At 68.2% G+C, this 26223-nt stretch carries 24 protein-coding genes and 2 tRNA genes; 20 read left to right on the top strand and 6 right to left on the bottom strand.

Annotation, left to right across the window (positions count from 1 at the left end):
- Positions 1–23 precede the first annotated feature (23 nt).
- Positions 24–368, bottom strand: coding sequence for a hypothetical protein (locus F8M74_RS33920; protein WP_141257855.1), 345 nt, complete (start codon positions 366–368; stop codon positions 24–26).
- 140 nt (positions 369–508) lie between these two features.
- Entirely contained in the window at positions 509–763 is a 255-nt protein-coding gene (locus tag F8M74_RS33925) for a hypothetical protein (protein WP_141257854.1), read from the bottom strand.
- 183 nt (positions 764–946) lie between these two features.
- Here F8M74_RS33925 and F8M74_RS33930 point away from each other — a divergent pair, with 183 nt between their 5' ends.
- The 4 genes from F8M74_RS33930 (at position 947) to F8M74_RS33945 (ending at position 4616) form a co-directional block, all read left to right on the top strand.
- Positions 947–1267: a hypothetical protein gene (locus F8M74_RS33930; RefSeq protein ID WP_141257853.1), complete on the top strand. Its 321-nt coding sequence runs from the start codon at positions 947–949 to the stop codon at positions 1265–1267.
- A 21-nt stretch (positions 1268–1288) separates the two neighbouring features.
- The gene (locus F8M74_RS33935; RefSeq protein ID WP_141279863.1) at positions 1289–2302 is read left to right on the top strand and encodes a hypothetical protein; all 1014 of its coding nucleotides are present in this window, start codon (positions 1289–1291) and stop codon (positions 2300–2302) included.
- Positions 2303–2847: 545 nt separating this feature from the next.
- Complete coding sequence (locus tag F8M74_RS33940; RefSeq protein WP_141257851.1) at positions 2848–3123, top strand: helix-turn-helix domain-containing protein; 276 nt, start codon at positions 2848–2850, stop codon at positions 3121–3123.
- On the top strand, positions 3123–4616 hold the full coding sequence (locus F8M74_RS33945; protein ID WP_141257850.1) for a tyrosine-type recombinase/integrase: 1494 nt from the start codon (positions 3123–3125) through the stop codon (positions 4614–4616). The genes F8M74_RS33940 and F8M74_RS33945 overlap by 1 nt, the downstream gene beginning before the upstream one ends.
- A 201-nt stretch (positions 4617–4817) precedes the next feature.
- Here the strand turns inward: F8M74_RS33945 and bet are convergent, their stop codons facing one another.
- Complete coding sequence (bet, locus tag F8M74_RS33950; protein WP_141257849.1) at positions 4818–5909, bottom strand: phage recombination protein Bet; 1092 nt, start codon at positions 5907–5909, stop codon at positions 4818–4820.
- A 380-nt stretch (positions 5910–6289) separates the two neighbouring features.
- On the opposite strand from bet, the gene F8M74_RS33955 reads away from it, so the two are divergent.
- The 15 genes from F8M74_RS33955 (at position 6290) to F8M74_RS34025 (ending at position 21884) form a co-directional block, all read left to right on the top strand.
- Positions 6290–6362: transfer RNA gene (locus F8M74_RS33955), tRNA-Lys, on the top strand.
- 104 nt (positions 6363–6466) lie between these two features.
- Positions 6467–6548: transfer RNA gene (locus tag F8M74_RS33960), tRNA-Leu, on the top strand.
- Positions 6549–6654: 106 nt separating this feature from the next.
- Positions 6655–7932, top strand: coding sequence for a trigger factor (gene tig / locus F8M74_RS33965; RefSeq protein WP_141257848.1), 1278 nt, complete (start codon positions 6655–6657; stop codon positions 7930–7932).
- 21 nt (positions 7933–7953) lie between these two features.
- Positions 7954–8574, top strand: coding sequence for an ATP-dependent Clp endopeptidase proteolytic subunit ClpP (clpP, locus tag F8M74_RS33970; protein ID WP_011552098.1), 621 nt, complete (start codon positions 7954–7956; stop codon positions 8572–8574).
- Positions 8575–8790: 216 nt separating this feature from the next.
- A complete protein-coding gene (clpX, locus tag F8M74_RS33975; protein WP_141257847.1) occupies positions 8791–10074 on the top strand; it encodes an ATP-dependent Clp protease ATP-binding subunit ClpX in 1284 nt (427 codons plus the stop codon).
- A gap of 197 nt (positions 10075–10271) precedes the next feature.
- Entirely contained in the window at positions 10272–12437 is a 2166-nt protein-coding gene (locus F8M74_RS33980) for a prolyl oligopeptidase family protein (RefSeq protein ID WP_141257856.1), read from the top strand.
- Positions 12438–12635: 198 nt separating this feature from the next.
- Positions 12636–15089: an endopeptidase La gene (gene lon / locus F8M74_RS33985; protein ID WP_141257846.1), complete on the top strand. Its 2454-nt coding sequence runs from the start codon at positions 12636–12638 to the stop codon at positions 15087–15089.
- A 137-nt stretch (positions 15090–15226) separates the two neighbouring features.
- Entirely contained in the window at positions 15227–16924 is a 1698-nt protein-coding gene (locus tag F8M74_RS33990) for a peptide ABC transporter substrate-binding protein (protein WP_141257845.1), read from the top strand.
- On the top strand, positions 16921–17805 hold the full coding sequence (locus F8M74_RS33995) for an ABC transporter permease subunit (protein ID WP_141257844.1): 885 nt from the start codon (positions 16921–16923) through the stop codon (positions 17803–17805). The genes F8M74_RS33990 and F8M74_RS33995 overlap by 4 nt, the downstream gene beginning before the upstream one ends.
- Entirely contained in the window at positions 17802–18614 is an 813-nt protein-coding gene (locus tag F8M74_RS34000) for an ABC transporter permease subunit (protein WP_141257843.1), read from the top strand. Before F8M74_RS33995 ends, F8M74_RS34000 begins: the two co-directional genes overlap by 4 nt.
- Positions 18615–18718: 104 nt before the next feature.
- Complete coding sequence (locus F8M74_RS34005) at positions 18719–19180, top strand: response regulator (protein WP_141257842.1); 462 nt, start codon at positions 18719–18721, stop codon at positions 19178–19180.
- A gap of 72 nt (positions 19181–19252) precedes the next feature.
- The gene (locus F8M74_RS34010; protein WP_090491979.1) at positions 19253–19798 is read left to right on the top strand and encodes a YqgE/AlgH family protein; all 546 of its coding nucleotides are present in this window, start codon (positions 19253–19255) and stop codon (positions 19796–19798) included.
- The gene (locus F8M74_RS34015; RefSeq protein ID WP_141257841.1) at positions 19798–20055 is read left to right on the top strand and encodes a BolA family protein; all 258 of its coding nucleotides are present in this window, start codon (positions 19798–19800) and stop codon (positions 20053–20055) included. The genes F8M74_RS34010 and F8M74_RS34015 overlap by 1 nt, the downstream gene beginning before the upstream one ends.
- Before the next feature lie 14 nt (positions 20056–20069).
- Positions 20070–20390: a Grx4 family monothiol glutaredoxin gene (gene grxD / locus F8M74_RS34020; protein ID WP_011552108.1), complete on the top strand. Its 321-nt coding sequence runs from the start codon at positions 20070–20072 to the stop codon at positions 20388–20390.
- Positions 20391–20483: 93 nt separating this feature from the next.
- On the top strand, positions 20484–21884 hold the full coding sequence (locus tag F8M74_RS34025) for a DUF2914 domain-containing protein (RefSeq protein WP_141257840.1): 1401 nt from the start codon (positions 20484–20486) through the stop codon (positions 21882–21884).
- Between the two features lie 10 nt (positions 21885–21894).
- On the opposite strand, the gene F8M74_RS34030 is transcribed toward F8M74_RS34025, so the two are convergent.
- On the bottom strand, positions 21895–23445 hold the full coding sequence (locus tag F8M74_RS34030) for an aminopeptidase P family protein (protein ID WP_171410474.1): 1551 nt from the start codon (positions 23443–23445) through the stop codon (positions 21895–21897).
- Positions 23446–23476: 31 nt separating this feature from the next.
- Positions 23477–24241, bottom strand: a complete 765-nt coding sequence (locus F8M74_RS34035) for a 16S rRNA (uracil(1498)-N(3))-methyltransferase (protein ID WP_141607822.1) — start codon at positions 24239–24241, stop codon at positions 23477–23479.
- 161 nt (positions 24242–24402) lie between these two features.
- Between F8M74_RS34035 and F8M74_RS34040 the strand changes: the two genes are divergently transcribed.
- Complete coding sequence (locus F8M74_RS34040; RefSeq protein WP_141259144.1) at positions 24403–25593, top strand: tRNA-uridine aminocarboxypropyltransferase; 1191 nt, start codon at positions 24403–24405, stop codon at positions 25591–25593.
- 70 nt (positions 25594–25663) lie between these two features.
- On the opposite strand, the gene F8M74_RS34045 is transcribed toward F8M74_RS34040, so the two are convergent.
- Positions 25664–26223 (bottom strand): tol-pal system YbgF family protein (locus F8M74_RS34045; protein ID WP_368669194.1); only part of this gene is annotated, 560 nt, incomplete at its 5' end.

The raw sequence follows: 26223 nt of genomic DNA on the forward strand, positions 1-26223 counted from the left end.
GGGCTACGGGGGACGGCGGGGGCTCAGGGCCTCGCGCCGCGCGTGGCGGCGTGCAGCCGCGTGAGTGCATCGAGGGGGGCGGCCAAGTCGCAGGTGCACTTCCCGCCGCGGCGCGTGGGGCAGTCCAGGTTGTGGCCCGGCGACTCCACCGCGCGCCGCACCACCGCGAAGTCCCGGGCGGCATCGAAGACGCCGTCCGGCGGCGGGGGCACGGGCCCGCAGGTCGCCAGCAGGTCCCTGGCAGCGGCGTATGCGTTCTGCGCGCGGCGGCCGGCCTCCGTCCGCACGTTCGACGGCGTCGCCCCCGAGGTCTCCGTCAGCTCACGGAGGCAGGCCAGCAGCGTGTTGTAGTCGGGCTGGGTGGTCATCGGTCAGGTCCTCTGGTGGTGACGGCATCCCGGTAAAGCTCCGCCGGTCGGGCTCGCGCCCGTTGTCAGTGCGTGGGTGGGTGGGGCCGGAAGCGCTCCGGCGGGCAGGAGGCCCCGCGTCGTGCGCGGGGCCTCGGGCGTCAACTGGTGGCGGACGCGGAGTCCTCGGCGGCCTCGCGGCGGGCCCGCTCCAGGTCGCCATTCAGCGCGAGGCCGATCAGGTCACCGCGGCGGAACCGCGCCACTCGCTGGTCCCGGGCCCCCTTGCAGGGGCCGCAGGCCTCGGTGACCCGCTCAGCCGACACCATGCTCTCCAGCTTGAGCCTGAGGTGGGCCCTGCACAGCACCACCGGCTTCACCTCATCCACCAGCACAACCCGGAACGACACCGCCATGACTGCCCCCTGTTCGTCGGCCGCGGGCCCATCCCCGCCGTCCAACGATGGGGACAATACGCAAACGCTAGCGTTTGCGCAAGCGCTAGCGATGTGGTTTATGATGGCGCTTGCGTTGACCCATGGTGGGTCAGCCGCCTACAGAGAGGTGGACGCGTGAATGCGGCACGAAAGGTGCGAACCGTGGCCCAAGTCCCTGAGAAAGATGCACCGAAGGTCACCCTCGGCTTTCGGATTGAGCAGAGCCTGAAGGCCGACCTGGATGAGGCTCACCGGGTTGAAATGAGGGGGCCCCCGGAGCGCCCGATGCTCAAGCCCGCGCGCACCTATGAGACCGTGATGGGGCTGGGGGTTGATGCCTACTTCGCCGTCGAGCACCTGGGAGTGGATCGCTACCGCGCAGTTGCTGATGCCTTGGGCACCAGCCGTGAGGCGATGAACGAGCTCCTGCAGCGTGGGCTTGAGTCGTGGGAGCGCGACCACGGGAAACGGACGAAGACGTGAGCCGTGGTTTCCCGCACAGCCATGAAGACAGGTACTTTGCTGCCCAGGCAGGCACTCACGGAGCGCAGCATGCGGCCAGGCGTGAATAGCGGTGGCGGTGGTACGTCGGAGCCCGCGCGCGGAGGTGGGCGAGGGGAGCATCGAGGCCCGCGCGACGAGTCCCGGCCGACGGACCGGGTGGGGCAGTTTCACCTTGGCCGCTGCATAGAGAGGGGCACACTGCACGGAGACCTGTACCTCGCGCGCGACCTGGGCACGGGAGAGGCCGCGCTCGTCGTCAAGCCCGTTGTGGACGAGGGGCAGTTGCTGCCCTCTACGCCACTTGAGGTACTTGAGCAGTACCCCAGCGCGGCGCTGGAGGTCTCCGTTCGTGCGTCGGACTCTCCTGCCTATCGCGCCGTGGTGATTAGGACGCCTCGCTCGGCTTCACCGGCCAGCCTCAATGAGGAGCTGACCGCCGTGTCTGACGAGCTGCCGAAGCTGATGAGCCGTGTCCTGGGGCGCGCCGACGTGCGCGACCACCTGCTGTCACCGCCGCTCTCCCGAGCACAACGCATGAAGGGGCGAGCCCGACGACAAGCTGTTCGGCTGCGAAATGCAGTGGGCCGCCGGTGGAAGGACGTCGCGCTCGCTGCTGCCGTCGCTGGCTTTCTGACGCTCCTCGTGCACCGACCTGAGCCGACGCCGGCAGACCCTCCGCGCTCTGCGATGCCCGCTCCTCTCCCAGGCACGCCAGACCAGCCCGTCCTCACTGCCGGCATCGCCGAGGCGGCGCTGGAGATTGAGGCGCCAGTGCTGCTCGTCTGGGGCGGGCCGGATCCGTTCGCGCGCGACATGCCGCGCAGGCCGTTCAAGGCTCAGAAAAAGGTTCCGTGCAACAAGACGACGCAGGAGCCCATTCATGGAGGATGCTGGCTCCGTGCTGCTAAGCCCCCTCCGTGTGGCGATGAGCTCTACGAATACGAGGGCGCGTGCTACGCGCCGGTCCAGGACGATAGGGATGCAGGCGAGTCCACCCAATCAATTGCTCGGTGACGGACTTGCTTTTTCCCTGTAGTGCCAGTAGGTCTTGAAGGGCCGTATTTCGCAGTTCCCGCTGTGGTCTGAGCAGCGGGTCTCCAAAGGCAGCTTCCAAGATGCTCTGGCCGGACGTGATGGTCTCGCCAGAGCTAGGGCCCCGTAACCACGTGATGGTGCTGCGGGTGTGTCCGCGGGTTCTCGCTGGTGCCTCAGACCCACCAGCGGGGCCTGTCTTTGGAGACGACGCCATGGCGACGGCATCCCCGGTGAAGTGTTCGGCGGCTCTTCGATGGACGGTGCGTCCACGGACTGAGCCCGTTGTCACTGCTGCACGGCTGTCGCTGATGGGGGCTACTCCCGACGTCCCTTCTACTTCGCAGTCCCTGCCCGTCGCGGCCGGGCCGCCGTAGCGCGGCCCATCGGTTGCAATGCACTCGCGCGGAGCCGCACCAGCGATGCTGGCTGTGCGGTTCTTCGGGCACCTCGGCAACCTCTGACGTACTTCGCCGGGGTTCAAACCTAATTTTTGTTCAGTGATTGTCCGAGTGGGGGAAGTGACGATGACGGATTGCTCGCAGGCTCCAGAGGTGGCGGTTCCGCCCCCTGAACCGAAGGCGAAGCAGAAGCGGGTGCGGCGCCAGCCTGTGCCGCTGGAGAATCTCCCGGCCGGCCTGTGGACGGTGCGCGATTGCGCGCTGTACCTGGGGAAGTCCGACGACTGGGTCTATCGCCGGTCCGCCGACGGGACGCTGCCCGTCCGCAAGCACGGCGCTGACAACCGCTACCACCGGGACGAAATCGTTGAGTGGGCGCGCCGCCTTGAGGAGCGCGACTGATGGGCTCCATCCATGCAAGGGGGAAGAACACCTGGGAGCTCGTCTATCGGGGGGCGGACGGGAAGCGGAAGTGGCTGCGGACGAAGGGCACGAAGTCGAAGGCGAAGGACATGCTCCGGGAGCTGGAGTCCCAACAGGAGCGCATCCGCCTTGGGCTGGAAGTGGCCCCACAGCGCAAGACAGTGAGCACGGCATATGCCTCCCACTGCGAGGCCCTCCGCATGCTGCGGTCGTTCTCGACGGTAGACGGCCGGTGGCGGAAGCACCTCCTGCCGGAGCTGGGGGAGAAGCTCGTTCACCAGGTCACTCCGGAGGACATCTCCAAGGTTCTCCGCGCGAAGATGCCGCCGGAGGATACGGAGGGCCAGTCGCGAGAGGGGAAGCGGAAGTGGCTCGCTCCGAAGACGGTGCGGCACCTGCGCCAGCACCTCCACCGGTTCTTCGGCTGGTGCATAGACGAGGAGCGGCTCTTCAAGGGGGAGAATCCGGTCGCTCGCGCGTTCGACCCAGATGTAGAGGACGCAGAGCCCGAGGCAATGGACCTCGCCCTGGTGGAACTGGTGGCGAGCGCCGCGGAGGAGTACTCCCAGGACGTCGCCGACCTCATCCGGACGGCGGGCTACACCGGTCTGCGGCGTGGTGAACTCATCGCGCTGGTCTGGGAGTGCGTCGACCTGCTGAACCGCATCATCCGGGTCCGGGCCAGCGGCGACAGCAAGACGACGAAGTCCAAGAAGAGCCGGCCGGTGCCCATCCCGTTGGCGCTCCTCCCCCACCTGGAGCGGCGTCGGCGCGAGAGCACCAGTCTCTGGGTCTTCCCGGCACCGGATGGCTCGCGGAACCGGCCCGACTGGGACGCAAATGCCCTGTTCCGGACTGCTCTCCGTCGCGCTGGCGTGGTGGACGGGTACGCGCACTCCTGCGGGACCCCACGTCGCGTCGCGACCGGGGAGCGCCACGGGCGGTCGAAGCTGACTGCTCCCCAGGTGAAGGAGATTCGGCGCCGAGCGAAGGCGGGGGAGGGGCCCACTGCGCTCTCTAAAGCCTATGGGGTGTCCAGGCGGACCATCGGCTTCATCGTCAGCGGAGAGCGGTGGGGCGGCGCGGCTCGCACTGAGGGAGGATGCGGCCACTCTGAGCGTCATCCTGACGCGGAGCCGCGTGGGTGCCCTGCTTGCAAGGTGCCGCTCACGGTGCGCCCCATCCCCGCCACGTACCTCTTCAAGCACCTCCGCTCGACCTACCTGACGCACGTGGTCGAGGCCACGGGCGACTTGAAGGTGAGCCAGGACCTGGCCGGTCACTCAAGCGACCGCGTCACGAGGAAGCACTACGCCAAGAAGCGTGTGGAGCACCTCCGCGCGCAGGTCGACCGGGCCTTCCCGGTGCCCGCGGGCACCAACGGGACTCTCCCGGGCACTCCCAACAACGCCCCAACAAACCGAACCGAAACGAACCCAAGCCAGCCCATCACAACCGCACGACCTGCCTAGGAAGCCGAGCAAAAACCATGGGATACGAGCGAAGCCAAACCGAACCGAAGGGAACCAAACCCGCGCTTCGGACTTCGAACCCGGGGGTTGGGGGTTCAAGTCCCTCCGAGCGCGCACCTTCCAACAGGTTGAAGCAGGAACGCCCCCGCCAGTTTCGCAGCGGGGGCGCCCCCTCACAGCCTGACGGTTTCCTGCTCAGCGTCACGCATCATGGGCCGCACCGTTGCCGCCGCCCTTCGACGCCGGCACCCGGCAGCGCAGCTCCGTCTCCGCCTCCAGCGCCAGCAGGTTCTCCCGCATGGCCTTGGCCCAGCGCGCCCGGGGCTGCTCCATCAGCTTCTCGTTGGCCAGGTCGATGGACTCGCTCAGTTCGTCGTCGGAGAGCTCGGAGGCCGTCTTCCCCTTATGGGGGCCGAACGCCACCACCACGGCGCTTGGCTTGGGGCGTGGCGCGGGCTCCGGACTGGCGGCGGGCACCGCCTCCAGTGTGGACTCGCGGGGCTGCTTGGGCTGGAGCGGCACGTCGATGTCCAGCTGCGCCGCGGCGGCCTGGGACGCGCGCGGCTCCTGGGGCGCCAGCGGCGGGAAGGACGCCTTGAGGGGACCGGGCTTGGAGCCCAGCACCTCGTAGGGGCCGCTGCCGTGCTCGTCCGAGTGCGACTCGTAGTCCTCGGCGGGCATCTCCTCCCGCACATAGAGTCCGCCGAAGGCCTCCGGGTACGCCTTGCGCAGGGCAGCCACGCGGGCGCACTTCTCAATCATGGTGGTGGGAATCTTGGACCACAGCGGCGTCTGCTGGACGTAGCCGCTGAAGTCCAACCACACCACCACCGGCAGCTTGTCCTCGCGCACCACACGCGACCAGGCACCCACCAGCGCGCCCTTTCGCTTGGCGGGGTTGAAGCGGTGCACCACCTCGCCTCGGCCCTGGTCCACGACGATGTCGTCCTCGGCGAACACCGCGCTCGCCTGGATGCCCTTGAAGTCCGGGAAGCGCTCGGCGCGCGCGAGCATTCCGGCCTCGGAGGGTTGGAACTCGTACTTCGTCACCCAGTTGGGTCGCTCGCGGTTGCCGGCATTCTGCCGGCGCGCCACGCAGAAGGCCTCTTTGAGGAGCGGGTCCAGGCCACTGCGCTTGCACTGCTCGATGAAGAGGGCGAACTCGTCCTCGCTGATGCCGCGAGGGCAGATGGTCCGCTTCACGAGCTCCACGCGCTCCCGCGTCCACCCGGCGTGCTGGCCACCCTGGCCGGCCGCCGTTCCTTCCGCCTTCTGTTGGGGGTTGGCTTCCATCTCAGTCTTCTCCTGCTACGTCCTGCGCGAAAAGGGCGGACGACCTCCGTCCGCCCGCATGGTTGCCGCGGGGTGCTCGGTGCTCTTGAGGTGACTGACCGCGAGCCATCACACGCTCGCCGTCCCGCCAGGCTGGGACGAACAGCGTGCTACGGCCATGTTGAACATCGGAGTGGGGCGCTCGCTTCACATGCCTGCGTCACGCACCGGGCCCGGCTGAAGGGCATGCGGACCAGCATCGACTCCGGAAAGCACCGGAGACGAATCGCCACGGACAGGAATGAAGGGGGGCGTGAAAAAACGTTTTGACACAGCAGGCGGCGTTCTGTAGTTACCGCCGCCACCTGGACGCCGCGCAGGCGGCGGACCGGGGCAGTGACGGGAGCGTAGCTCAATTGGCAGAGCAATGGACTCTTAATCCATAGGTTGTGGGTTCGATTCCCTCCGCTCTCACTGTGAGGCCCCTCCAGAAATGGAGGGGCCTTTTTGTTTTTCCGGCCTCTGCCGTCCCGTGGATGTTTCGCGGTAAGACGGTGCAGTGCACGACGGCGCAACCCGGGCGGGTGGCGAAACTGGTAGACGCGCCAGACTTAGGATCTGGTACCGCAAGGTGTGAGGGTTCGAGTCCCTCCTCGCCCATTTCGCGTTGACCCGTTCGTGCCTATCCCCTAAAGGCGCACGTCCCACTTTTCCGGCACCGCCCGAAACGACTGATTGTCCGGCGGCGGTGGCGAGCGAGGCCCGCATGAAGGTCCAGGTCGAGGAGCTTTCTCCCATTGAGAAGAAGCTCTCCATCGAGGTCGACAATGCCCGCGTAGCGGAGGAGCTTTCCCGCGCGTACTCCAACCTGGGCCGCCAGGTGCGGCTGCCGGGGTTCCGTCAGGGCAAGGTGCCTCGCCGCATCCTGGAGCAGCGCTTCCGCGACCAGGTGGAGGACGAGGTCATCCAGCGCGTGGTGCAGAGCGCGTACGTGGAGGCCATCCGCGAGCACAACGTGGAGGTCGTCGCCTCGCCGCAGGTGACCAACTCCGGCCTCAAGCCCAACACCCCGTTCACCTTCGAGGCTCGCGTCGAGGTGAAGCCCAAGGTGGAGGCCAAGGACTACGTCGAGCTGCCGCTGACGAAGTCCGACACCGCCGTCACCGACGAGCAGGTGAACGAGCAGTTGGAGCGCATGCGCCAGTCGATGGCCCGGCTGGAGCCCGTCACCGACCGCGACACCGCCGCCTCCGGCGACTACGCCACCGTGGACTTCGACGCCACCGTGGACGGCCAGCCGTTCGCGGGCAGCAAGGCGGAGGGCATCACCGTGCAGGTGCAGCCCGGTGAGCTGGTGGAGTCCAAGATTGCCGCCCTGGAGGGCGTGAAGGTCGGCGAGTCCAAGGACATCGACTACGCCTTCCCGCAGGAGTACCGGGTGGAGGAGGTGCGCGGAAAGACGGCGCGCTTCCACATCACGCTCAAGGGCGTGCAGAAGGAAATCGTTCCCGAGCTGAACGACGACTTCGCCAAGCAGACGGGCGTCGCCCAGTCCATTGACGAGCTGCGCACCAGGCTCCGTGAGGACATGGAGAAGGCGCGCAAGTCCCAGGTGGAGGGCGAGGAGCGCGAGGCGCTGGTGAAGGCGCTGCTGGAGCGCAACACCTTCGACGTGCCCCGCGCCATGGTGGAGCGGGCCATGGACTCCATGCTGCGCGGCGCGCTGCAGCAGCTCCAGCGCTCCGGTGTGGACCCCCGCCAGCTGAACCTGGACTTCAACCGTCTGCGCGAGGACATGCGCGAGAAGGCCCTCCAGGAAGTGAAGGGCACGCTGCTCTTCGAGTCCATCGCTCAGAAGGAGGGCATCCAGGCCTCCGACGCGGACGTGGACGCCCGCATCGAGCAGCTCGCCACCGAGGCCGGCCAGCCGGTCGCCGCGGTGCAGAAGTACTTCAAGGGCGCCGACGAGCGGCTCGGGTTGTCTCTCCGACTCCGGGAGGAAAAGACGATTGAATTCCTGAGGAGCCGGGCGAAGTATTCGTAAGGTTCCCTCACCGAGGTCGACATGCCCTTCATGCCCGTTCCCTACGTCATCGAGCAGACCCACCGGGGTGAGCGCTCGTACGACATCTACAGCCGGCTCCTGAAGGACCGCATCGTGATGCTGGGCACGGAGATCGACGATGACGTGGCCAACGTCATCGTCGCCCAGCTGCTGTTCCTGGAGTCGGAAGACCCGGACAAGGACATCAACCTCTACATCAACTCGCCGGGCGGGTCGGTGACGGCGGGCCTCGCCATCTACGACACCATGCAGTACGTGAAGTGTCCGGTGTCCACCATCTGCGTCGGGCAGGCGGCCTCCATGGGGGCCGTCCTCCTGCTCGCCGGTGCCAAGGGCAAGCGTTACGCCCTGCCGTCCAGCCGCATCATGATTCACCAGCCTCTGGGTGGTGTGCGCGGTCAGGCAACGGACATTGAAATCCAGGCGAAGGAAATCCTCCGGATGAAGGCGAAGCTCAACGAGCTCATCGTCAAGCACACCGGACAGTCCATCGAGCGTGTCGAGAAGGACACGGACCGCGACTACTTCATGGGCGCGTCCGAGGCGAAGGCCTACGGCATCATCGATGAGATCCAGAATCCCCGGAAGGTCGTGGGACTGGGCAAGGAAGAGAAGAAGTAGGCGGATTGCCGAGGCTTCGGGGCCTCGGCCGGCAGCCGGAGCCGCGGGAATGCGCCCCCGCGACTCCGGCTTTCTGCTTTCTGCGTCACGGCACAGGTCCTGTTAAGTACCCGGAAGGCGCGTGGACGTTCCGGACGGGGGCTGACTAGATTGGTCCCGAGCCAGGAGCGGGTGGAGTTCGGGGGCGGGGGCCTTTCAGGCGCAGCGAGGGACGAAATGGCGGGCAAGAACGTGGAGAAGCGAGACAACCAGACCCTCTGCTGCTCCTTCTGTGGAAAGTCACAGAAGGAGGTCAAGAAGCTCATCGCGGGGCCGACGGTCTACATCTGCGACGAGTGCATCGGGCTGTGCAACGACATCATCGCGGAGGAGATCGACCGCGAGGAGACGAAGGACACGAAGCTGCGCATCCCCCGGCCCTCCGAAATCAAGGCGGTCCTGGACGAGTACGTGATTGGGCAGGAGCGGGCGAAGAAGACGCTCTCCGTCGCCGTGCACAATCACTACAAGCGCATCGAGTCCAAGGTCGCGATGGAGGACGTGGAGCTCCAGAAGAGCAACATCCTTCTCCTGGGGCCCACCGGTAGCGGCAAGACGCTGCTGGCGCAGACGCTGGCGCGCATCCTCAACGTGCCCTTCACCATCGCCGACGCGACGTGCCTCACTGAGGCCGGCTACGTGGGCGAGGACGTGGAGAACATCATCGTCAACCTGCTGCAGGCCGCCGACCACGACATCGAGCGGGCCCAGCGCGGCATCGTCTACATCGACGAAATCGACAAGATCGCGCGCAAGTCGGAGAACCCCTCCATCACCCGCGACGTCAGCGGCGAGGGCGTTCAGCAGGCGCTGCTCAAGCTCATCGAAGGCACGGTGGCCAATGTTCCGCCCAAGGGTGGCCGCAAGCACCCGCAGCAGGAGTTCCTGCAGGTGGACACCACCAACATCCTCTTCATCTGCGGCGGCGCCTTCGGCGGGCTGGACCAGGTGATTGAGCGGCGCATGGGCGGTCGCAGCCTGGGCTTTGGCGCGGACGTGCAGTCCAAGAAGCAACGCAGCCTCACGGAGCTGCTCAAGCACGTGGAGCCGGAGGACCTGCTGAAGTTCGGCATGATTCCGGAGTTCATTGGCCGCCTGCCCATCATCACCGCGCTGGAGGAGCTGGATGAGGCTGCCCTCATCAACATCCTCAACCAGCCGAAGAACGCGCTCACCAAGCAGTACCGCAAGCTCTTCGAACTGGACGGCGTAACGCTGAAGTTCACCGACGGCGCCCTCAAGGCCATTGCCAACGAGGCCATCCGCCGCAAGGCGGGCGCCCGTGGCCTGCGCTCCATCCTGGAGTCGGCCATGCTGGACGTGATGTACGAAATCCCGTCCCGCAAGACGGCCCGCGAGGTGCTCATCTCCGAGGAAGTGATTCTCAAGAAGAGCGAGCCGGTGGTGCTGCACGCCCAGCCGGAGAAGGAAGCCGCGGAGCAGAAGAAAGAATCCGCCTGACGCCAGGGCCCCTGGAGGGGGCCCGGTGTTGTCTGGTTGACGGGGCGCGTCACGGAACCACCAGGTGTGGTCCGGGCGCGCCTCTTTCGTCAGGCGAGGGGCCGGGCTTGCGTTGGCCCCGCCACACTTTTTGTGGGACGGCCGGGGGCCTTTCTGTATGTGCTGGGCCCATGAGAAAGCTGCTCGTTCCCGCCCTGATGTCGCTCGCGGCGTGTGCCTCCCAGAAGGAGGCCGCGCGTGATGAGCTGCCCGCGGCAGCCTCCGCGGCCCCCGTATCCGAGGAGTCTCCCCGCATGTCCTACCCGGCGACCCGGGCGGAGCAGGTTGTCGACACATTGCACGGCGTCCAGGTGGCGGACCCGTACCGCTGGCTCGAGGACGAGAAGGCCCCCGAGGTCCAGACGTGGATGACGGCGCAGAACGCGCACGCCCGCGAAGCGCTGGCGAAGTTCCCCGGCCGCGAGGCCCTGGCCGCGCGCTTCAAGGAGCTGTTCTACACCGACTCCGTCTCCACCCCGTCGCGCCGCAACGGGCGCTTCTTCTACGTCCGCACCCACAAGGACAAGGAGAAGGCCATCCTCTACTGGCGCCAGGGGGAGAGCGGGCAGGAGAAGGTGCTGTTGGATCCGAACGGCTGGAGCAAGGACGGCACCGTGTCCCTGGGGACGTGGGCCGTGTCCTGGGACGGCAAGAAGGTGGCCTTCGCCCAGAAGCCCAACGCCGCGGATGAGGCGGTGCTGCACGTCATCGACGTGGACTCCGGCGAGTGGTCCAAGGTGGACGTCATCGAGGGCGGCAAGTACGCCACGCCCAAGTGGACGCCCGACAGCAAGGGCTTCTATTACGAGTGGCTGCCCACGGACCCGTCCATCAAGGTGGACGAGCGCCCCGGCTACACCACCATCCGCTACCACGCGCTGGGCACGGAGCCGTCGAAGGACACCGTGGTGCACGAGCGCACCGGCGACCCGACGACGTTCCTCCAGAGCGACCTGAGCCGCGACGGCAAGTACCTGTTCGTCTACATCCTCCGCGGCTGGAGCGAGAACGACGTCTACTGGAAGCGGCCGGGTGAGAAGGACTTCCGCCTGCTGGTGAAGGGCGTGGGCGCCAAGTACGAGGTGCACGCCTGGAAGGACCGCTTCTACGTCCTCACCGACGAGGGCGCCCCGCGCCAGCGCGTCTTCGAGGTGGATCCGGCGAAGCCGGCCCGCGCGTCGTGGAAGGAGATTGTCCCCGAGGACCCGTCCGCGTCCCTGCTGACCGTCAGCATCGTCGGCGGGCACCTGTCGCTGGAGTACCTCAAGGACGCGACGTCCGAGGTGCGCGTGGCCACGCTGAAGGGCAAGCCGGTGCGCACGGTGCAACTGCCGGGCGTGGGCGCGGCGTCCAACCTGATGGGCCTGGAGGACCTGGATGACGCCTACTACGTCTTCACGTCCTTCACCACGCCCCGTCAAATCTACAAGACGTCCGTCAGCACCGGGAAGTCGGAGCTCTGGGCCAAGGTGGACGTGCCCATGAACCCGGAGCAGTACCAGGTCGAGCAGGTCTTCTACGCGTCCAAGGACGGGACGAAGGTGCCCATGTTCGTGGTGCACCGCAAGGACCTGAAGCGTGACGGCAACGCGCCCACGCTGCTCTACGGCTACGGCGGCTTCAACGTGAACATGGAGGCCAACTTCCGCTCGAGCATCCTGCCCTGGCTGGACGCGGGCGGCGTGTACGCGGTGGCCAACCTGCGCGGCGGCGGCGAGTACGGCAAGGCCTGGCACGACGCCGGCCGCCTGGACAAGAAGCAGAACGTCTTCGACGACTTCCACGCGGCGGCCGAGTACCTGGTCCAGCAGAAGTACACGCAGCCCAAGCGGCTGGCCATCTACGGCGGCAGCAACGGCGGCCTGCTGGTGGGCGCGGCCATGACGCAGCGGCCGGAGCTGTACGGCGCGGTGGTGTGCGCGGTGCCCCTGCTGGACATGGTGCGCTACCACCTCTTCGGCAGCGGCCGGACCTGGATTCCGGAGTACGGCACGGCTGAGAAGCCCGAGGACTTCAAGACGCTGCACGCCTACTCGCCCTACCACCACGTGCGGCCGGACGTGCGCTACCCCGCGCTGCTGATGATGGCGGCGGACCACGACGACCGGGTGGACCCCATGCACGCCCGCAAGTTCGTGGCGGCGGTGCAGAACTCGCCCGGAAACCCGGCGACGGCGCTGCTGCGCATCGAGGCCAACGCGGGCCACGGTGGCGCGGATCAGGTGGCCAAGGCCATTGAGTCCAGCGTGGACCTGTATTCGTTCCTGTTCCACGTCCTGGAGGTTCAGGGGGCACAGGGTGGGGTGGCGGCGCAGGGCCGCTGACACCTCAAGCGGACGCTCGAGGGAGCCTCGGGTGTTCCCTTGATGGCACGACGCCGTTCCCCAATCTTGAGCCGGGGAACGGCGCCGCGAATCGCCGTGTTATAGAACTGCTTCATCCCGTACGAATGCTCGGCGAGCGAGCAGACGGGCAACTCTTCTAGGGGCCTGCAACTCCGAGGGCCCGCAGGTGGCGGATACATGTTCTTCGGACGTGACGACAAGAAGGAAGCCCAGAAGCGGGGTTTGACGGTCCCGCTCTTGCCCCTTCGGGACATCATCGTGTTCCCGCACATGGTGGTGCCGTTGTTCGTCGGCCGGGAAAAGTCCATCGCGGCATTGAAGGACGCGATGGCGCACAAGGGGCCGGACGACAAGGCCGTCATCCTGCTGGCTGCGCAGAAGAAGGCCAAGACGAACGACCCCACCCCCGACGACATCTTTCACTTCGGTACGCTGGGCCACGTCATCCAGCTCCTCCCGCTGCCCGACGGCACGGTGAAGGTGCTGGTGGAAGGCGTGCGCCGCGCCAAGGTGAAGAAGTTCCACCCCAACGACGCCTTCTTCATGGTCGAGGTGGAGGAGGTGGAGGAGCAGACGGAGAAGACGGTGGAGCTGGAGGCGCTCGTTCGCAGCGTCCACTCCGTCTTCGAGGCCTTCGTCAAGCTCAACAAGCGCATCCCGCCTGAGATGTTGATGCAGGTGGCCAGCATCGACGACCCGGCGCGGCTGGCCGACACCATCGTCGCGCACCTCTCCCTGAAGCTGAACGACAAGCAGGCCCTGCTCGAGACGGAGTCCCCGGCCAAGCGCCTGGAGAAGCTCTACGAGCTGATGCAGGGGGAGATCGAGATTCTCCAGGTGGAGAAGAAGATCCGCACGCGCGTCAAGAAGCAGATGGAGAAGACCCAGAAGGAGTACTACCTGAATGAGCAGATGCAGGCCATTCAGAAGGAGCTGGGTGAGCGCGACGAGTTCAAGAACGAGATTCAGGAGATTGAAGAGAAGCTGAAGAACAAGCGGATGAGCAAGGAGGCCACGCTCAAGGTCAAGAAGGAGCTGAAGAAGCTCCGGATGATGAGCCCGATGAGCGCCGAGGCCACCGTCGTCCGCAACTACATCGACTGGATCATCAGCCTCCCCTGGTACGACGAGACGCAGGACCGTCTGGACGTCACCGAGGCGGAGACGGTGCTCAACGAGGACCACTACGGCTTGAAGAAGCCGAAGGAGCGCATCCTCGAGTACCTGGCCGTGCAGCAGCTGGTGAAGAAGCTCAAGGGCCCCGTGCTGTGCTTCGTCGGTCCTCCGGGCGTCGGCAAGACGTCGCTGGCGCGCTCCATCGCCCGGGCCACCGGCCGCAAGTTCGTGCGCCTGTCGCTGGGCGGCGTGCGTGACGAGGCGGAGATTCGCGGCCACCGGCGCACGTACATCGGCGCGATGCCGGGCAAGCTCATCCAGTCGCTGAAGAAGGCGGGCAGCAACAACCCCGTCTTCCTGCTCGACGAAATCGACAAGATGTCCACGGACTTCCGTGGCGACCCGAGCGCGGCGCTACTGGAGGTGCTGGACCCCGAGCAGAACCACACCTTCAACGACCACTACCTGGACCTCGACTACGACCTGTCCAAGGTGATGTTCATCTGCACCGCGAACACGATGCACAACATCCCCGGTCCGCTGCAGGACCGCATGGAGGTCATCCGCATCGCGGGGTACACGGAGCCGGAGAAGCTCTCCATCGCCCGCCGCTACCTCATCCCGAAGGAGCAGGAGGCCAACGGGCTGTCGGACCTCAAGGTGGACATCTCCGACCCGGCGCTGCGGACCATCATCCACCGCTACACGCGGGAGTCGGGTGTGCGCTCGCTCGAGCGTGAGATTGGCGGCGTGTTCCGCAAGATTGCCCGTGACGTGCTGAAGAACGGCAAGCGGGACATCGACGTGGACCGGAAGATGGCCATGAAGTTCCTGGGCACGCCCCGCTACCGCTACGGCGTGGCGGAGAGCGAGGACCAGGTGGGCATCGTCACCGGCCTGGCATGGACGGAGCTGGGCGGCGAAATCCTCACCACCGAGGCCACGGTGATGCCGGGCAAGGGCAAGCTCATTATCACCGGCAAGCTGGGCGAGGTGATGCAGGAGTCCGCGCAGGCGGCCATGTCCTACGTGCGCAGCCGCGCCGAGCGCTTCGGCATCGACCGCAAGGTGTTCGAGAACTACGACATCCACGTCCACTTGCCGGAGGGCGCGATTCCGAAGGACGGTCCGTCCGCCGGCGTCACCATCTGCACCGCCCTGGTGAGCGCGCTCACCCGCGTGCTCATCCGCCGCGACGTGGCGATGACGGGTGAAATCACCCTGCGTGGGCGGGTGCTCCCCATTGGCGGCCTGAAGGAGAAGACGCTGGCCGCGCACCGGGCGGGCATCAAGACGGTCCTCATCCCGAAGGCCAACAAGAAGGACCTGAAGGACATCCCGCTGAAGATTCGCAAGCAGTTGCGCATCGTCCCGGTGGAGTTCGTGGACGACGTGCTGCGCGAAGCGCTGGTGCTGGAGAAGCCGGAGGAGTTTGGCCGCAAGCCGACGACGGACGGCGGCAAGCTGGGTGGCACCACGGAGCTGCCGGCCTCGCCGGCCGTGGCCCCGGCCTAGCGGAGACAGACAGCACCCGGTGGGCCGCCGCGCCTGCCGGGCCGAGCTGAAGGGAAGCCAGGACGCCGGACGACCAAGGTCGCCGGGTTCCTGGCTTCTCCTTTTCTGGCGCCTGGACCTTCGGGGTAGAAGGGGCCTTGGTGGCTCCGCGCGCTCGACTCCGGTGGTGGTGGTACCTGCTGGCCGTGTGGGCCGCGTCGTGTGGACCGTGCGGCTTCCAGCCGGAGCCCGGCGTGAAGGTGGTGGTGCCGGCCATGCCCACCACGCTGGATTGGAGTCACTCGGACCCGGACAGCTGGGCGAACTACCCGGTGATGCTGGCCACCCAGCGCGGGCTCACGCAGCTGGGGCCGGACCACGGCGTGGAGCCAGGGCTGGCCGAGCAATGGGAGCGCGTCACGGACGGGCAGGGGCGGGACGTCTATTCGTTCCACCTGCGGCGGGATGTTCGCTGGTCGAATGGTGCGCCACTGGTCGCGCGTGACTTCGTCGTGGGCTGGCGGCGCGCGCTGCAGGGCCGCGAGCGCGGGGAGATGGCGGACCTGGAAGGGGCCTCCGAGGCGCTGGCGCTCCAGGAGCGAGGCGCGCCGGAGGCCGAGGTTCGCGCCGCGTTGGAGCGCGTGGGCGTGGAGGCCGTGGACTCGCACACGCTTCGGGTGACGCTGGCTCGGCCGCGCAGCTACTTCCTGGCGCGCGTGGCCAATGTGTACCTGTTCTATCCGGCGCCATCGGCGGACCTGGAGGGGAAGTCGGACGAGGAGGTTCGGGACTACTTCGACCGTCCGCGTGATGGCCGTCCCCTGGCGCTGGGGCCCTACCGCGTCGAGCGGTGGGACCGCGCGGGGGAGCGGGTGCGGCTGGTCCACAACCCGGCGTCGGCCTTTCGACCGCCGATGGCGGAAGGGGAGACGCCCGTTCCGGTCATCACGCTGATGAAGTCGGAAATCGGCCCGACGCTGTACGAGCGGGAGCGGGTGGACTTCGTCTTCGTGGACAGCGCCGCGGCGCTGCGCATCCACCGGCCGGATGACCTGCGCCGTGAGCCGCTTCTGTCCACGTACTTCCTGGCCTTCAACACGGAGAAGGCGCCGCTGGACAGGCCCGAGGTGCGGCGCGCGCTGTCTCGAGCGTTGGACCGCGAGGCGCTGCTGGCGGGGTTGCTGCCCGCGGCGCGGCCGTCTCATGTGTTGCTGCCGCCGGAGCTGCCGGGGGCTGCGACGACGGAGCAGGCCGCGCGGCTGCCGCGCTATGCGCCGGAGCAGGCTCGGGCGGAGCTGGCGGGTGTGGAGCGGCCGTTGCGGCTCGTCTACCGGTCGGGGGATGGATTCGTTCCCGAGGTGGCCATCGCGGAGCGGGTGGCCGCGCAGCTCGCGCGCGTGGGTGTGCGGGTGGTGCTGGAGGCGCGCTCGGATTTCTCGGCGGAGATTGCCCGGCGCTCTGCTCAGGGGCCTCGCACGTACGATTTGTACCTGAGGCGCCTGGGGGCGGATTACGCGCACCCGAATACGTTCTTCACGCTGTTTGAGCGTGAGGGCAATCACCAGACGGGGTGGGAGACGCAGGCGGGCGGCGAGCCCCTGGCGCGCTTCGAGCGGCTGCTGGAGGCGGGGGACGGCGCGCCGGACGAGGCGAGCGCCCATGCATCGTATGTCCAGGCGCAGGAGGTGCTGGTGGGTGAGCAGGCGGTGATCGCGCCTCTGTATCACCCCGACCGTTACTACCGCGCACGCGAGCAGCTTCGCGGGCTGGACGTGGACCCCTTCAATTTCCTGGCGCTGCGCGCGCTTCGTCTGGGGCCGACGTTGGATGCGTCCCGGGCGGAGGAGTCTCCGTGAGGGCCATCGCCCAGCGGCTGTTGCGGCAGGTGGTTCTGGTGCCTGTCGTGGCCGTGGCGTCGTACTTCCTTATGGCCTCGCTTCCGCTGACCACGGAGACGGACGCGAAGCGGCAGGTGTCGCGTGAACTCGCGGCCTCGTACCAGAGGGATTTGGGCATCGGCGAGCCGCTGGGCTTCCTGCGCCCGTGGGAGAAGCTCTTTCGCGGCGAGCGTCTGGGCACGAGCGCCCAGGGCATCACCGGCGATGAGTTGCTGACGAAGCTGTCTGGCAGCGTGGGTGTGGGCTTGATGGCGTTGCCGCTCGCGCTGACGTGGGCGCTAGGCTTTGCCCTGCTGCGCACGCGCTGGCGTAAGGGGCAGTGGGCCGCGCTTGGTGACGTGGTGCCTGCCGTGGCGTTCGGCATGCCCGTCTTCATCCCCGCGCTGCTGCTCGCGCCCGGCGTGGTGGAGCGTGGACACCTGCTGCCGGAGCTGTGCGCGGCGCTGGTGACGTCCATCTGGCCCGGCATCTTCCTGGGGACGCTCGTGGGCGACTCGCTGGAGGCGGAGCTGTCTCGCGACTACGTGCGCACCGCGCTGGGCAAGGGCCTGTCGCGTGCGGCCGTGCTGCGCCGTCACGTTCTGCCCAACGTGTGGCCCGCGATGCTGGACGCCGTGGGGCCCGTGGCCACGTCGCTGCTCGCCGGTTCCTTCGCCGCGGAGCGCGTCCTGGGCCTGCCGTACTTCGGCCAGCTCTACGTCCTGGCGGTGCTCAACAAGCAGGTGGCCGTCGTCGTCGTCGCCACCACCACCTTCGCGACCCTGCTCGTCATCGTGAGCCTCGCGGTGGAAGTCCTGCGCTACGCCGTGGACCCGCGCTCCCGGGAGGCCTCGGCATGAGCCGCGTTCCCATGCGAGCGCGCGTCGGCCTGGTGCTCCTCGTGGGCCTGGGCCTGCTCAGCCTCGTGGCGGGGCGGCTCTTCCCGGAGGCCCTGGCCAGCACCTGTCCGCTGGGCATGGACCCCACGCGCCCGGACCGCACCGTCTGCGAGCTCGCCTTTGGCGGGCTCTGGGTCTCCCTCGCAGTGGGGCTCGCCGCAGGCGCGCTCTCCACGTTCATCGGACTCGCCGTGGCCGCTGTGGCGCGGCTGTCCGGCGGCGCGGTGGAGCAGACGCTGCTGCGCGCCGTGGACGCCGTCTTCGCCCTGCCGGACGTGCTGGTGGTGATGGTGCTCCAACTCGCGGGGCAGTCGCTCTCCGACGCGGGAGCGGGCGGCGGCCTGGGTCCCTTCGGCCTGATGGTCGTCTCGCTGGCCCTGGTGGGCTGGGCGGGGCCCGCGCGCATGTTCCGCAACCGCCTGGCGACGCTCGAATCCCAGGAGTACGTGGCCGCGTCCAGGGCGCTCGGCGGAGGCGGACTGCACCTGCTGCGCGTCCACCTGTGGCCCGCGCTTCGGCCCTTCGCGCTCGCGGTGTTCCTGTCGCGGCTCCCCGCCGCCATCCTCACCGAGTCCACCGTGAGCTTCTTCGGCATCGCCCGGATGGAGCCCATGTCCCTGGGCCGCTACCTGGGCACCAGCTACGCGGCCCTCATCTACGAGGGCGGCGGCCGGGTGGTGCTGCCCGCCTGGGCGCTGCTCGTGCTGCTGGTGCTCGGCGCCTCGCTCGCCTCCCAGGCGCTCTCCGGGGCACCCCGCCGGGCGTCCTGACGAGCGCTGGAGGTGGGGCACCCGCCCGGAAGCGAAAAGGAATTCCCAACGGAGGGGGAGGGGTTCTCCTCACACGGAAACCTTTTGCCCACATTGGTGCCTCCATGTCCCTGACGACTAGCGAAGAGCTTGCCACCTTCACCGAACTCGACACCCGCGAGCGCGAGGAGCGCACGGACTCGCTCAAGCTGGAGCCCGTGCGCGGCGCGGTGCTCGTCGTCGAGGATGATCCGTCCCACCGCGAAATCCTCGTGGAGATGCTGGCGGGCTGGGGCTACGAGCCCCTGCCCGTGGGCAGCGCCGAGGAGGCTGAATTCGCCGTGCGCAACAAGCGCATGGACGCCGCCGTCGTCGACGTCTTCCTGCCCGGCCGCAGCGGCGCCACGCTGATGTCGCGGCTGCGCGAGCGCTTCCCCCAGTCCGTCCTCATCGGCGTCAGCGCCCTGAGTGACGCGGCCATGGCGCGCAAGTGCAAGGGCCTGGGCGCGGACCTCTTCATCGGCAAACCCCTGGATCCTCAGCGGCTGGCCGAGGCCCTCCAGTCCAGGCACACGAGCTGGCACTGATGCCCGCTCTGGCCAGGGGCGCCGGGGCGGGTTCCGGTTGCGCCATCCGCGTGAACGGTTGATGCTCCTGGGGTGAAGAACCTCGCTCCCGGCTTGCTGCTGGCCATGCCCCAGCTCGGCGACCCGAATTTCTACCGCTCGGTCGTCTTGATGCTGGAGCACTCGGAGACGGGCTCCATGGGGCTCGTCATCAACCGGGGGGCCCCCCTGACGCTCGGTGAGCTGGCACGTGGGCAGAACCTGGGCATCGCCGCCGGGCGGAAGGAACATTCCGTCTACCTGGGCGGCCCGGTGGAGCCCCAGCGGGGCTTCGTCCTCCACGACGACACGGAGCAGCGGGAGAAGCACTCGGTGCTGCCCGGCCTGTTCCTGAGCGTGACGTTGGACGCGCTGGGCCCGCTCCTGACCAATCCGAACCCGCGCCTGCGCTTCTGCCTGGGGTATGCAGGCTGGGGACCGCGCCAACTGGAGAGCGAGATTGCCGCCGGCTCCTGGCTCTTCACCGAGGCCACCGCGGAGGCGGTGCTCGGGCACGAGCCGTCGAAATTGTGGGATACGACGCTGCGAGGCATGGGGGTGGACCCCGCCATGCTGGTGATGGGAAGGGGAATGAACTGATGCTCGACGCCGAATTCATCCGGGCCCGCATCCTGGAGGCCCTGCCGGGCTCCGAGGTGGAGGTGCGGGACTACACCGGGACGGGAGACCACTACGAGGCCCGGGTGGTGAGCCCCGACTTCACTGGGAAAGCAATGGTGCAGCAGCACCAGCTCGTGTACGCGCCTCTCCAGCAGTGGCTGAAGAGCGGCGAGCTCCATGCGCTCGCGCTAAAGACCTATTCTCCCGAGCAGTGGAAGAAGCTCGGGACTCGCTAGAAGGAGCGGTACCCATGACGCCTGAACTCAAGGCCCGGTTGGAGCAGGAGACCCGGTCGCACAAGATTGTGCTCTTCATGAAGGGCAACGCCCTCTTCCCCCAGTGCGGCTTCTCCGCGCGGGCGCTGCAGTTGCTGCAGCCCCTGGGGCAGGTCCACACGGTGGACGTGCTCGCGGATCCGGAGATTCGCCAGGGCATCAAGGACTTCACCAACTGGCCCACCATCCCCCAGATTTTCATCAACGGGCAGTTCGTCGGCGGCTCCGACATCCTGATGGAGCTGGCCGAGCGCGGTGAGCTGGCCGACCTGGTCGCGGGCAAGAGCCCGGCCTAGCGGAGGGACGGGGCCTCGGGGCGTGAGCGGGCGAGGGGAGACCATCTCCCCTCGCTGCGGCTAGGATGGAAGGCCGCCGCCCCGAGGAGCCGCGTGGTCACCGTTACCCGTCACAACACCCCTGAGAATCCCGACGAAGCCTCCGCCGAGGTGCCCAACGCGGGCCCCGCCGTCGAGGCGAACGTCCCCGTCGCAGAGACCCACGCAGCCGTCGCCCTGACGGACACCGTGCTGCCGGCCCAGGCGCCGGGCGTGGTGGTGGACCCGGACGACCTGGTCGACACGACGAAGACGCCCACCCTCATGGACAAGGTGCATCAGTTCCGCGCCCGCCATGAGAAGTGGGAGATGGCCGTCTTCTTCTTCGGCGGCTTCATCTACGACGTCCTCACCATCAGCCGCATCGATGACACGCTGACGCTGGCGCAGAACTTCGGCTACCTGCTGGTCCTCACGGGACTGCTGCTGCTGGAGCAGCGCTACCCGGACGGCGTCGAGCCGCCGAAGTTCCTGCAGAAGGTCTGGCGCTGGCGCGAGGACGGCATCCACTTCCTCTTCGGAAGCCTGCTCAGCGCGTTCATGCTGCTGCTCTTCAAGAGCACGTCGGGCGCGCTGCCCTACCTGTTCGTGGTGGGCCTCTTCGCCCTGCTGGCGGCCAACGAGTTGCCCCTGTTCCGCAAGCTGGGGCCCATCATGCGCATGGTGCTGCTCAGCCTGTGCGTGACGATGTACTTCGTCTGCCTGCTCCCGGTGGTGCTGGGGCGCATGGGCTTCTGGGTCTTCCTGCTGGCCGTCGCCGTGGGCTGCGCGAGCATCTTCGGGGTGATGCGCCTCATCCGGCGCTGGCGGCCGGACAACCGGTACCTGCTTCGCAACGTCGCCATCCCCGGCTTCGGCGTGCAGGCCGCGCTGCTGGGGCTGTACCTGGTGGGCGTGATTCCGCCGCTGCCGGTGGCCGTGCAGTTCGCGGGCATCTACCACCAGGTGGAGCGGGTGAGCCCGGGCGTCTACCACCTGTCCTCGGTGGACTCCGGCGCCTGGTACAAGCCGTGGACGTGGGGCGGGCCGGACTTCCTGATGCAGCCGGGGGACAAGCCCTACTACTTCTTCCGCATCTTCGCGCCGAAGCACTTCCAGTCGTACAAGGTCCGCGTGCGCTGGTACTTCGACGACCCGCAGAAGGGCTGGACGACGTACGGCAACGGCTTCATGGCCACCGTCAGCAGCAACGGCACGGACGGCGGCTACCGTTTCTACGCGACGACGTCCAACCTGAAGCCCGGCAAGTGGCGCGTGGTGCTGGAGACGGAGGACGGGCACGAAATCCACCGTCTCAACTTCACCGCCGGCCCGGATGCGAACCCAGGGCCCCGCGTCTTCGACATCGCCGTGTCCACGCTCAAGGACGTGAAGCCCCTGGCGCTGTCGGAGTGGCAGGAGCGGGCCGCGGCCGCGGCGGCGAAACCCGCCACCGCCGCGCCGAAGCCGAAGTAGCGCGCCTGGCCTACTTCTTCTTGCCCTTCCGGGCCGCCTTGTCCGCCGCCCAGAGGGACTTCATCCACGCCTCCACATCCTTCGCCTTGCGGGGGATGTCGGCGGAGAGGACCTTGCAGCCGCGCGCGGTGACGACGACGTCGTCCTCGATGCGCACGCCGATGCCGCGGTAGCGCTTGGGCACGGTGAGGTCGTCCATCTGGAAGTAGAGACCGGGCTCCACCGTCAGCACCATGCCGGCCTGGAGCTTCCCGTACTTGTAGGTCTCCTGCCGCGCCTGGGCGCAGTCGTGCACGTCCAGGCCCAGCATGTGGCTGACGTTGTGGAGCGAGTAGCGCTTGTAGAACTGGTGCTCGTCCTTGAGCGCCTCCTCGGCGTCCTCGAGGATGCCCAGGTGCTCCAGGCCATCCGCCAGCACGCGCATGGCCGCGCGGTTGGGCTCCATGAAGTCGTTGCCCGGCTTCACCTCGGCGAAGGCCGCGTCCTGGGCCTCCAGCACCAGTTCGTAGATTTCGCGCTGCTCCTTGGAGAACTTCCCGGAGATGGGCAGGGTGCGGGTGATGTCCGCGGTGTAGAGCGTCTGGCCCTCCACGCCCGCGTCCAGCAGCAGCAGGTCGCCGGGAACGAGCGGCCCGTCATTGTGGTGCCAGTGCAGGATGCACGCGTGGGCGCCGGAGGCGGCGATGGTGCGGTAGCCCACGTCGTTGCCTTCCACGCGGGCGCGGAGGTTGAAGATGCCCTCCACGTAGCGCTCCGTCTTCGCCGTCTTCAGGCCGCGGATGACGTCCTCGAAGCCGCGGTGCGTGGAGTCGATGGACGTCTGGAGTTCACGCAGCTCCTGCGCGTCCTTGAGCAGCCGCATCTCCGACAGCGCCTGGGCCAGCCCCTTGTCCTTGTCCTTCTCACCCGGCTCCGGCACGGCGCCGTCCACCTTGGGGGACAGGCCGCGCAGCAAGCGCGTGGGACGGCTCGCCGCGCCGCTGAGGCCGGAGAGGAAGTCCGGCAGCTCGTTGAGGCCCCGGGCCTGGTCCACGCCGAAGCGGGCCTGGCTCTCCTTCACGCCCAGGCGGGGGCCTTCCCACAGCTCCCCCTTCACGCGGTCGGTGAAGAACGTGGCGTCGGTGCGGCCCGGGTTGGGCTCCACGAAGAGCACGTCGGTGTGGCCGCCCTTCTCCTTGGGCTGGAGGACGAGGACGCAGTCCGGCTCCAGGTTGCCGGTGAGGTAGTAGAAGTCGCTGCCCGGCCGGAAACGGAAGTTGGTGTCGTTGGCGCGCACCTTCTCGTGGCCGGTGGGGATGATGAGCGTCTCACCGGGGAACAGCTTGGAGAGCGCGCGGCGGCGGGCCTTGAAGGCGTCCGCCTGCTTGATTTTCGGGGGCAGCTTCTTCGAGCGCGGCTTCCACGACTTCATCATGAAGTCGAGCAGGGCCGGCGGCGGCACCGTGTCGTGCGTGGCGGGCTTCGCGGTCGTTGCCGCGGGGGCCTGCTCCTCGGAGGTGACAATCGACTGTTGCTCGCCCAGGGCGGGCTGAGCGGCGGCGGAAGAACGGGTCGTGGCCATGGACAACTCTTCACCCGACCACGGCGCGCCTTCAAGTCAGAGTTGTCGCGGGCGGTGCCGTAGTGTCCTCCCGGAGAAGCGCCACCTGCCCCAGGAGGACGGGCACGGCCGTCTCCACGCGGAGAATGCGGGGCCCCAACGAAAACGGGTGGAAACCATGGGCTTCCAGGAGGTCGGCCTCGAAGGGCACCCAGCCGCCGTCCGGTCCAATGGCCAGTACGACGCGCTGGGCCAGACCCACGCCCAGCGCTCGGAGCGGCTGCCTCGCGGGAGGGTGGGGGAGCAGGCGGAGCGTCCGGGGGCCGAAGAAGGAGTCGAGCTCGTCTTCGACGAAGGGACGGAAGCGCTCGCGGACCAGCACCTCTGGGAGGCGCGTGTCCCGGGCCTGCTCCAGTCCCTGGATGAGCAACTCGTGGACGAAGGCGGGGTCCAGCACCTTGGAGTCGAAGTAGCTCTTCTCCACGCGCGCCGCGTTGACCAGGACGATGCGGTCCACGCCCAGCGAGGCCACCGCGGGCAGCACCTTCTTCAGCGCCTTGGGACGGGGGATGGCCAGCAGCAGGTCGATGCCCGCGCGCGGGGGCGGAGGCTCGTTGAGGGTGACGCGCAGGTGCAGCACGCCAGCGCTGTTCTCCAGCACCTCGCCGGTGCCGGTGAGACCTCCCAGGTGTCCCACGCGGAGGGACTCGCCGGGCTCGGCGCGCAGCACCTCGCGGGCGTGCTGGGCCCGCCGTCCGGTGAGGCGCGCGGTGCCGTCGGGCAGGAAGTCTTCGTCCAGGAGCAGCAGCAGGTTCACCGGGCCTCTGTACTCCGTCGCCTGGAGGCTTGGGGAATCTTCAGTCCCGGGGGGGCGGTGCCCGGCCTCCGTTGCCCCGAGGAAGCCGGCCTCCGGGCACCCAGCCTGCCCGGCCCTCCCGTGGTGGGACTTGCCCCTGCTCGGAGCGTGCCGTAAAGGCGGTGGCCGTGCGTAACCTCTGCCTGCGTTGCCGTCGTCCCGAGAGCGCGTGTTATTGCGCGCAACTGCCGCCCCGGTTGGAGACTCGCACGCGCGTCGTGTTCCTCCAGCACCCGCGCGAGAGCCGCGTGGCCATTGGCACCGCGCGCATGGCCCACCTGTCGCTGAGCAACTCCGAGCTGCATGAGGGCGTGGACTTCACTGGCCACCGGCGAATCGAGGAGCTGGCCGCGCAGCGGGACTCCGTCGCGGTGCTCTTCCCGGGCGAGGACGCCATCACGGTGGAGGAGGCGCGGCTGAATCCTCCCAAGACGCTCATCGTCGTGGACGGCACCTGGCCGCAGGCAAAGAAGGTCGTGTCGCGCAACCCGGTGCTGGCCGGGCTGCCGCGCATCGGCTTCGTGCCGCGCCGGCCCAGCAACTACCGCATCCGCGCGGAGCCCGCGGACCACTGCGTGTCCACCATCGAGGCGGTGGTGGAGATGCTGGGCATCCTGGAAGGGGACTCGGCGCGCTTCGACACGATGCTGCGGGCCTTCGAGTACATGGTGGATACGCAGTTGGAACGGCAATCGGCGCGCACCTCACCCAATCGGCGCCGCATCTACTTCGGGCCGTGGCGTCCACCGCTGGAGCTGCGCACGCTGGCGGAGCGCTTCGAGAAGCTCGTCGTCTTCTACGGCGAGGCGAACGCGCACCCCGCGGGCGGCGAGGAGATTCCCACCGAGCTGGTGCACGCGGTGGCGTGCCGTCCGGCCACCGGCGAGCGCTTCGAGGCCATCATCGCGCCGGAGCAGCCCCTGGCCTACAGCACGCCGCTGCATGTGGAGTTGTCGGAGGACATCCTCCGCGCGGGCGAGCCCCGGGCCGAGGCGATGAAGCGCTTCGAGGCCTTCCTCCGTCCCGATGACGAGCTGGCGGTGTGGACCACGTTCGCGCTGGACCTGCTGTGGGCGGGCGGCATCACCCGGCGTCCGGCGAGCAGCGTGCGCCTGGCCACCGCGCGCGCGCTGAAGGGCAAGGCGGGCGGCGTGGAGCAGGCGATGACGCTGTTGCAGGGGCCGGAGTTGCCGCAGTGGGCCCCGGGCCGCGCGGGCCGGCGCATCCGCGCGCTGGAGTCCGTGGTGCGCGAGCTGGTGGCTCGAGGTAACGCCACCGAGCCGCCTCAGAAGCTGCCTCGCACGGGCAGCTGAGTCCGAGGCCCGTTGCCGTCCGCGCTGTGCGTCGCGGGCGGGCCCATGGGGCCGTCATCTCCCGCCCGCCTCAGGGCAGCAGTCCCGTCTTGGCCTCCTTGGCGTAGCGCCCTCGCGGGAAGTCGTTGAGGTACCGGCGGTATTCGTCCTTGGCCCGGTGCGATTCGAGCTTCTCCTCGAAGCACCGCGCGCGCAGGTAGCGCGCCTGCTCGCGATGGGACGCCCTTGGGCTGCGCTGGGCAATCTCGTCCAGGCCTACCAGGAAGCCCTCGCACTTGCGCGAGTTCACCTTGAGTCGGGCGTAGCCCAGGAATCGCTCGTCGGCGTCCTTGGACACCAGCGCCATGGGAATCAACGGCTCGCGCTGCTTCGGTGTTTGCTTCGCCACGGCCTCCGGCGGAGGCTGGGGCTTCGGCGCGGACGGCATGGGGACGTTTACCGACGGCACGGGGTAGGGCGCGAACTCGTGGTTCGGGTCCACGGGGGCCGGGGGCGTGGTCGGGGTACTTCCCGCGGCGGCCACGGGGGCCAGGGCATTCGCCGGTGGCGGCGCGGGCTCGGGCGCCGGGGCTTCACCGATGGGCTCCTGCGGCGTGGGCGTCACCGCCGCTACCGCGCCCGGTGTCATGG

Origin of the sequence: Myxococcus sp. CA023, assembly GCF_010998615.1 — a bacterium.
Taxonomy (GTDB): Bacteria; Myxococcota; Myxococcia; order Myxococcales; family Myxococcaceae; genus Myxococcus.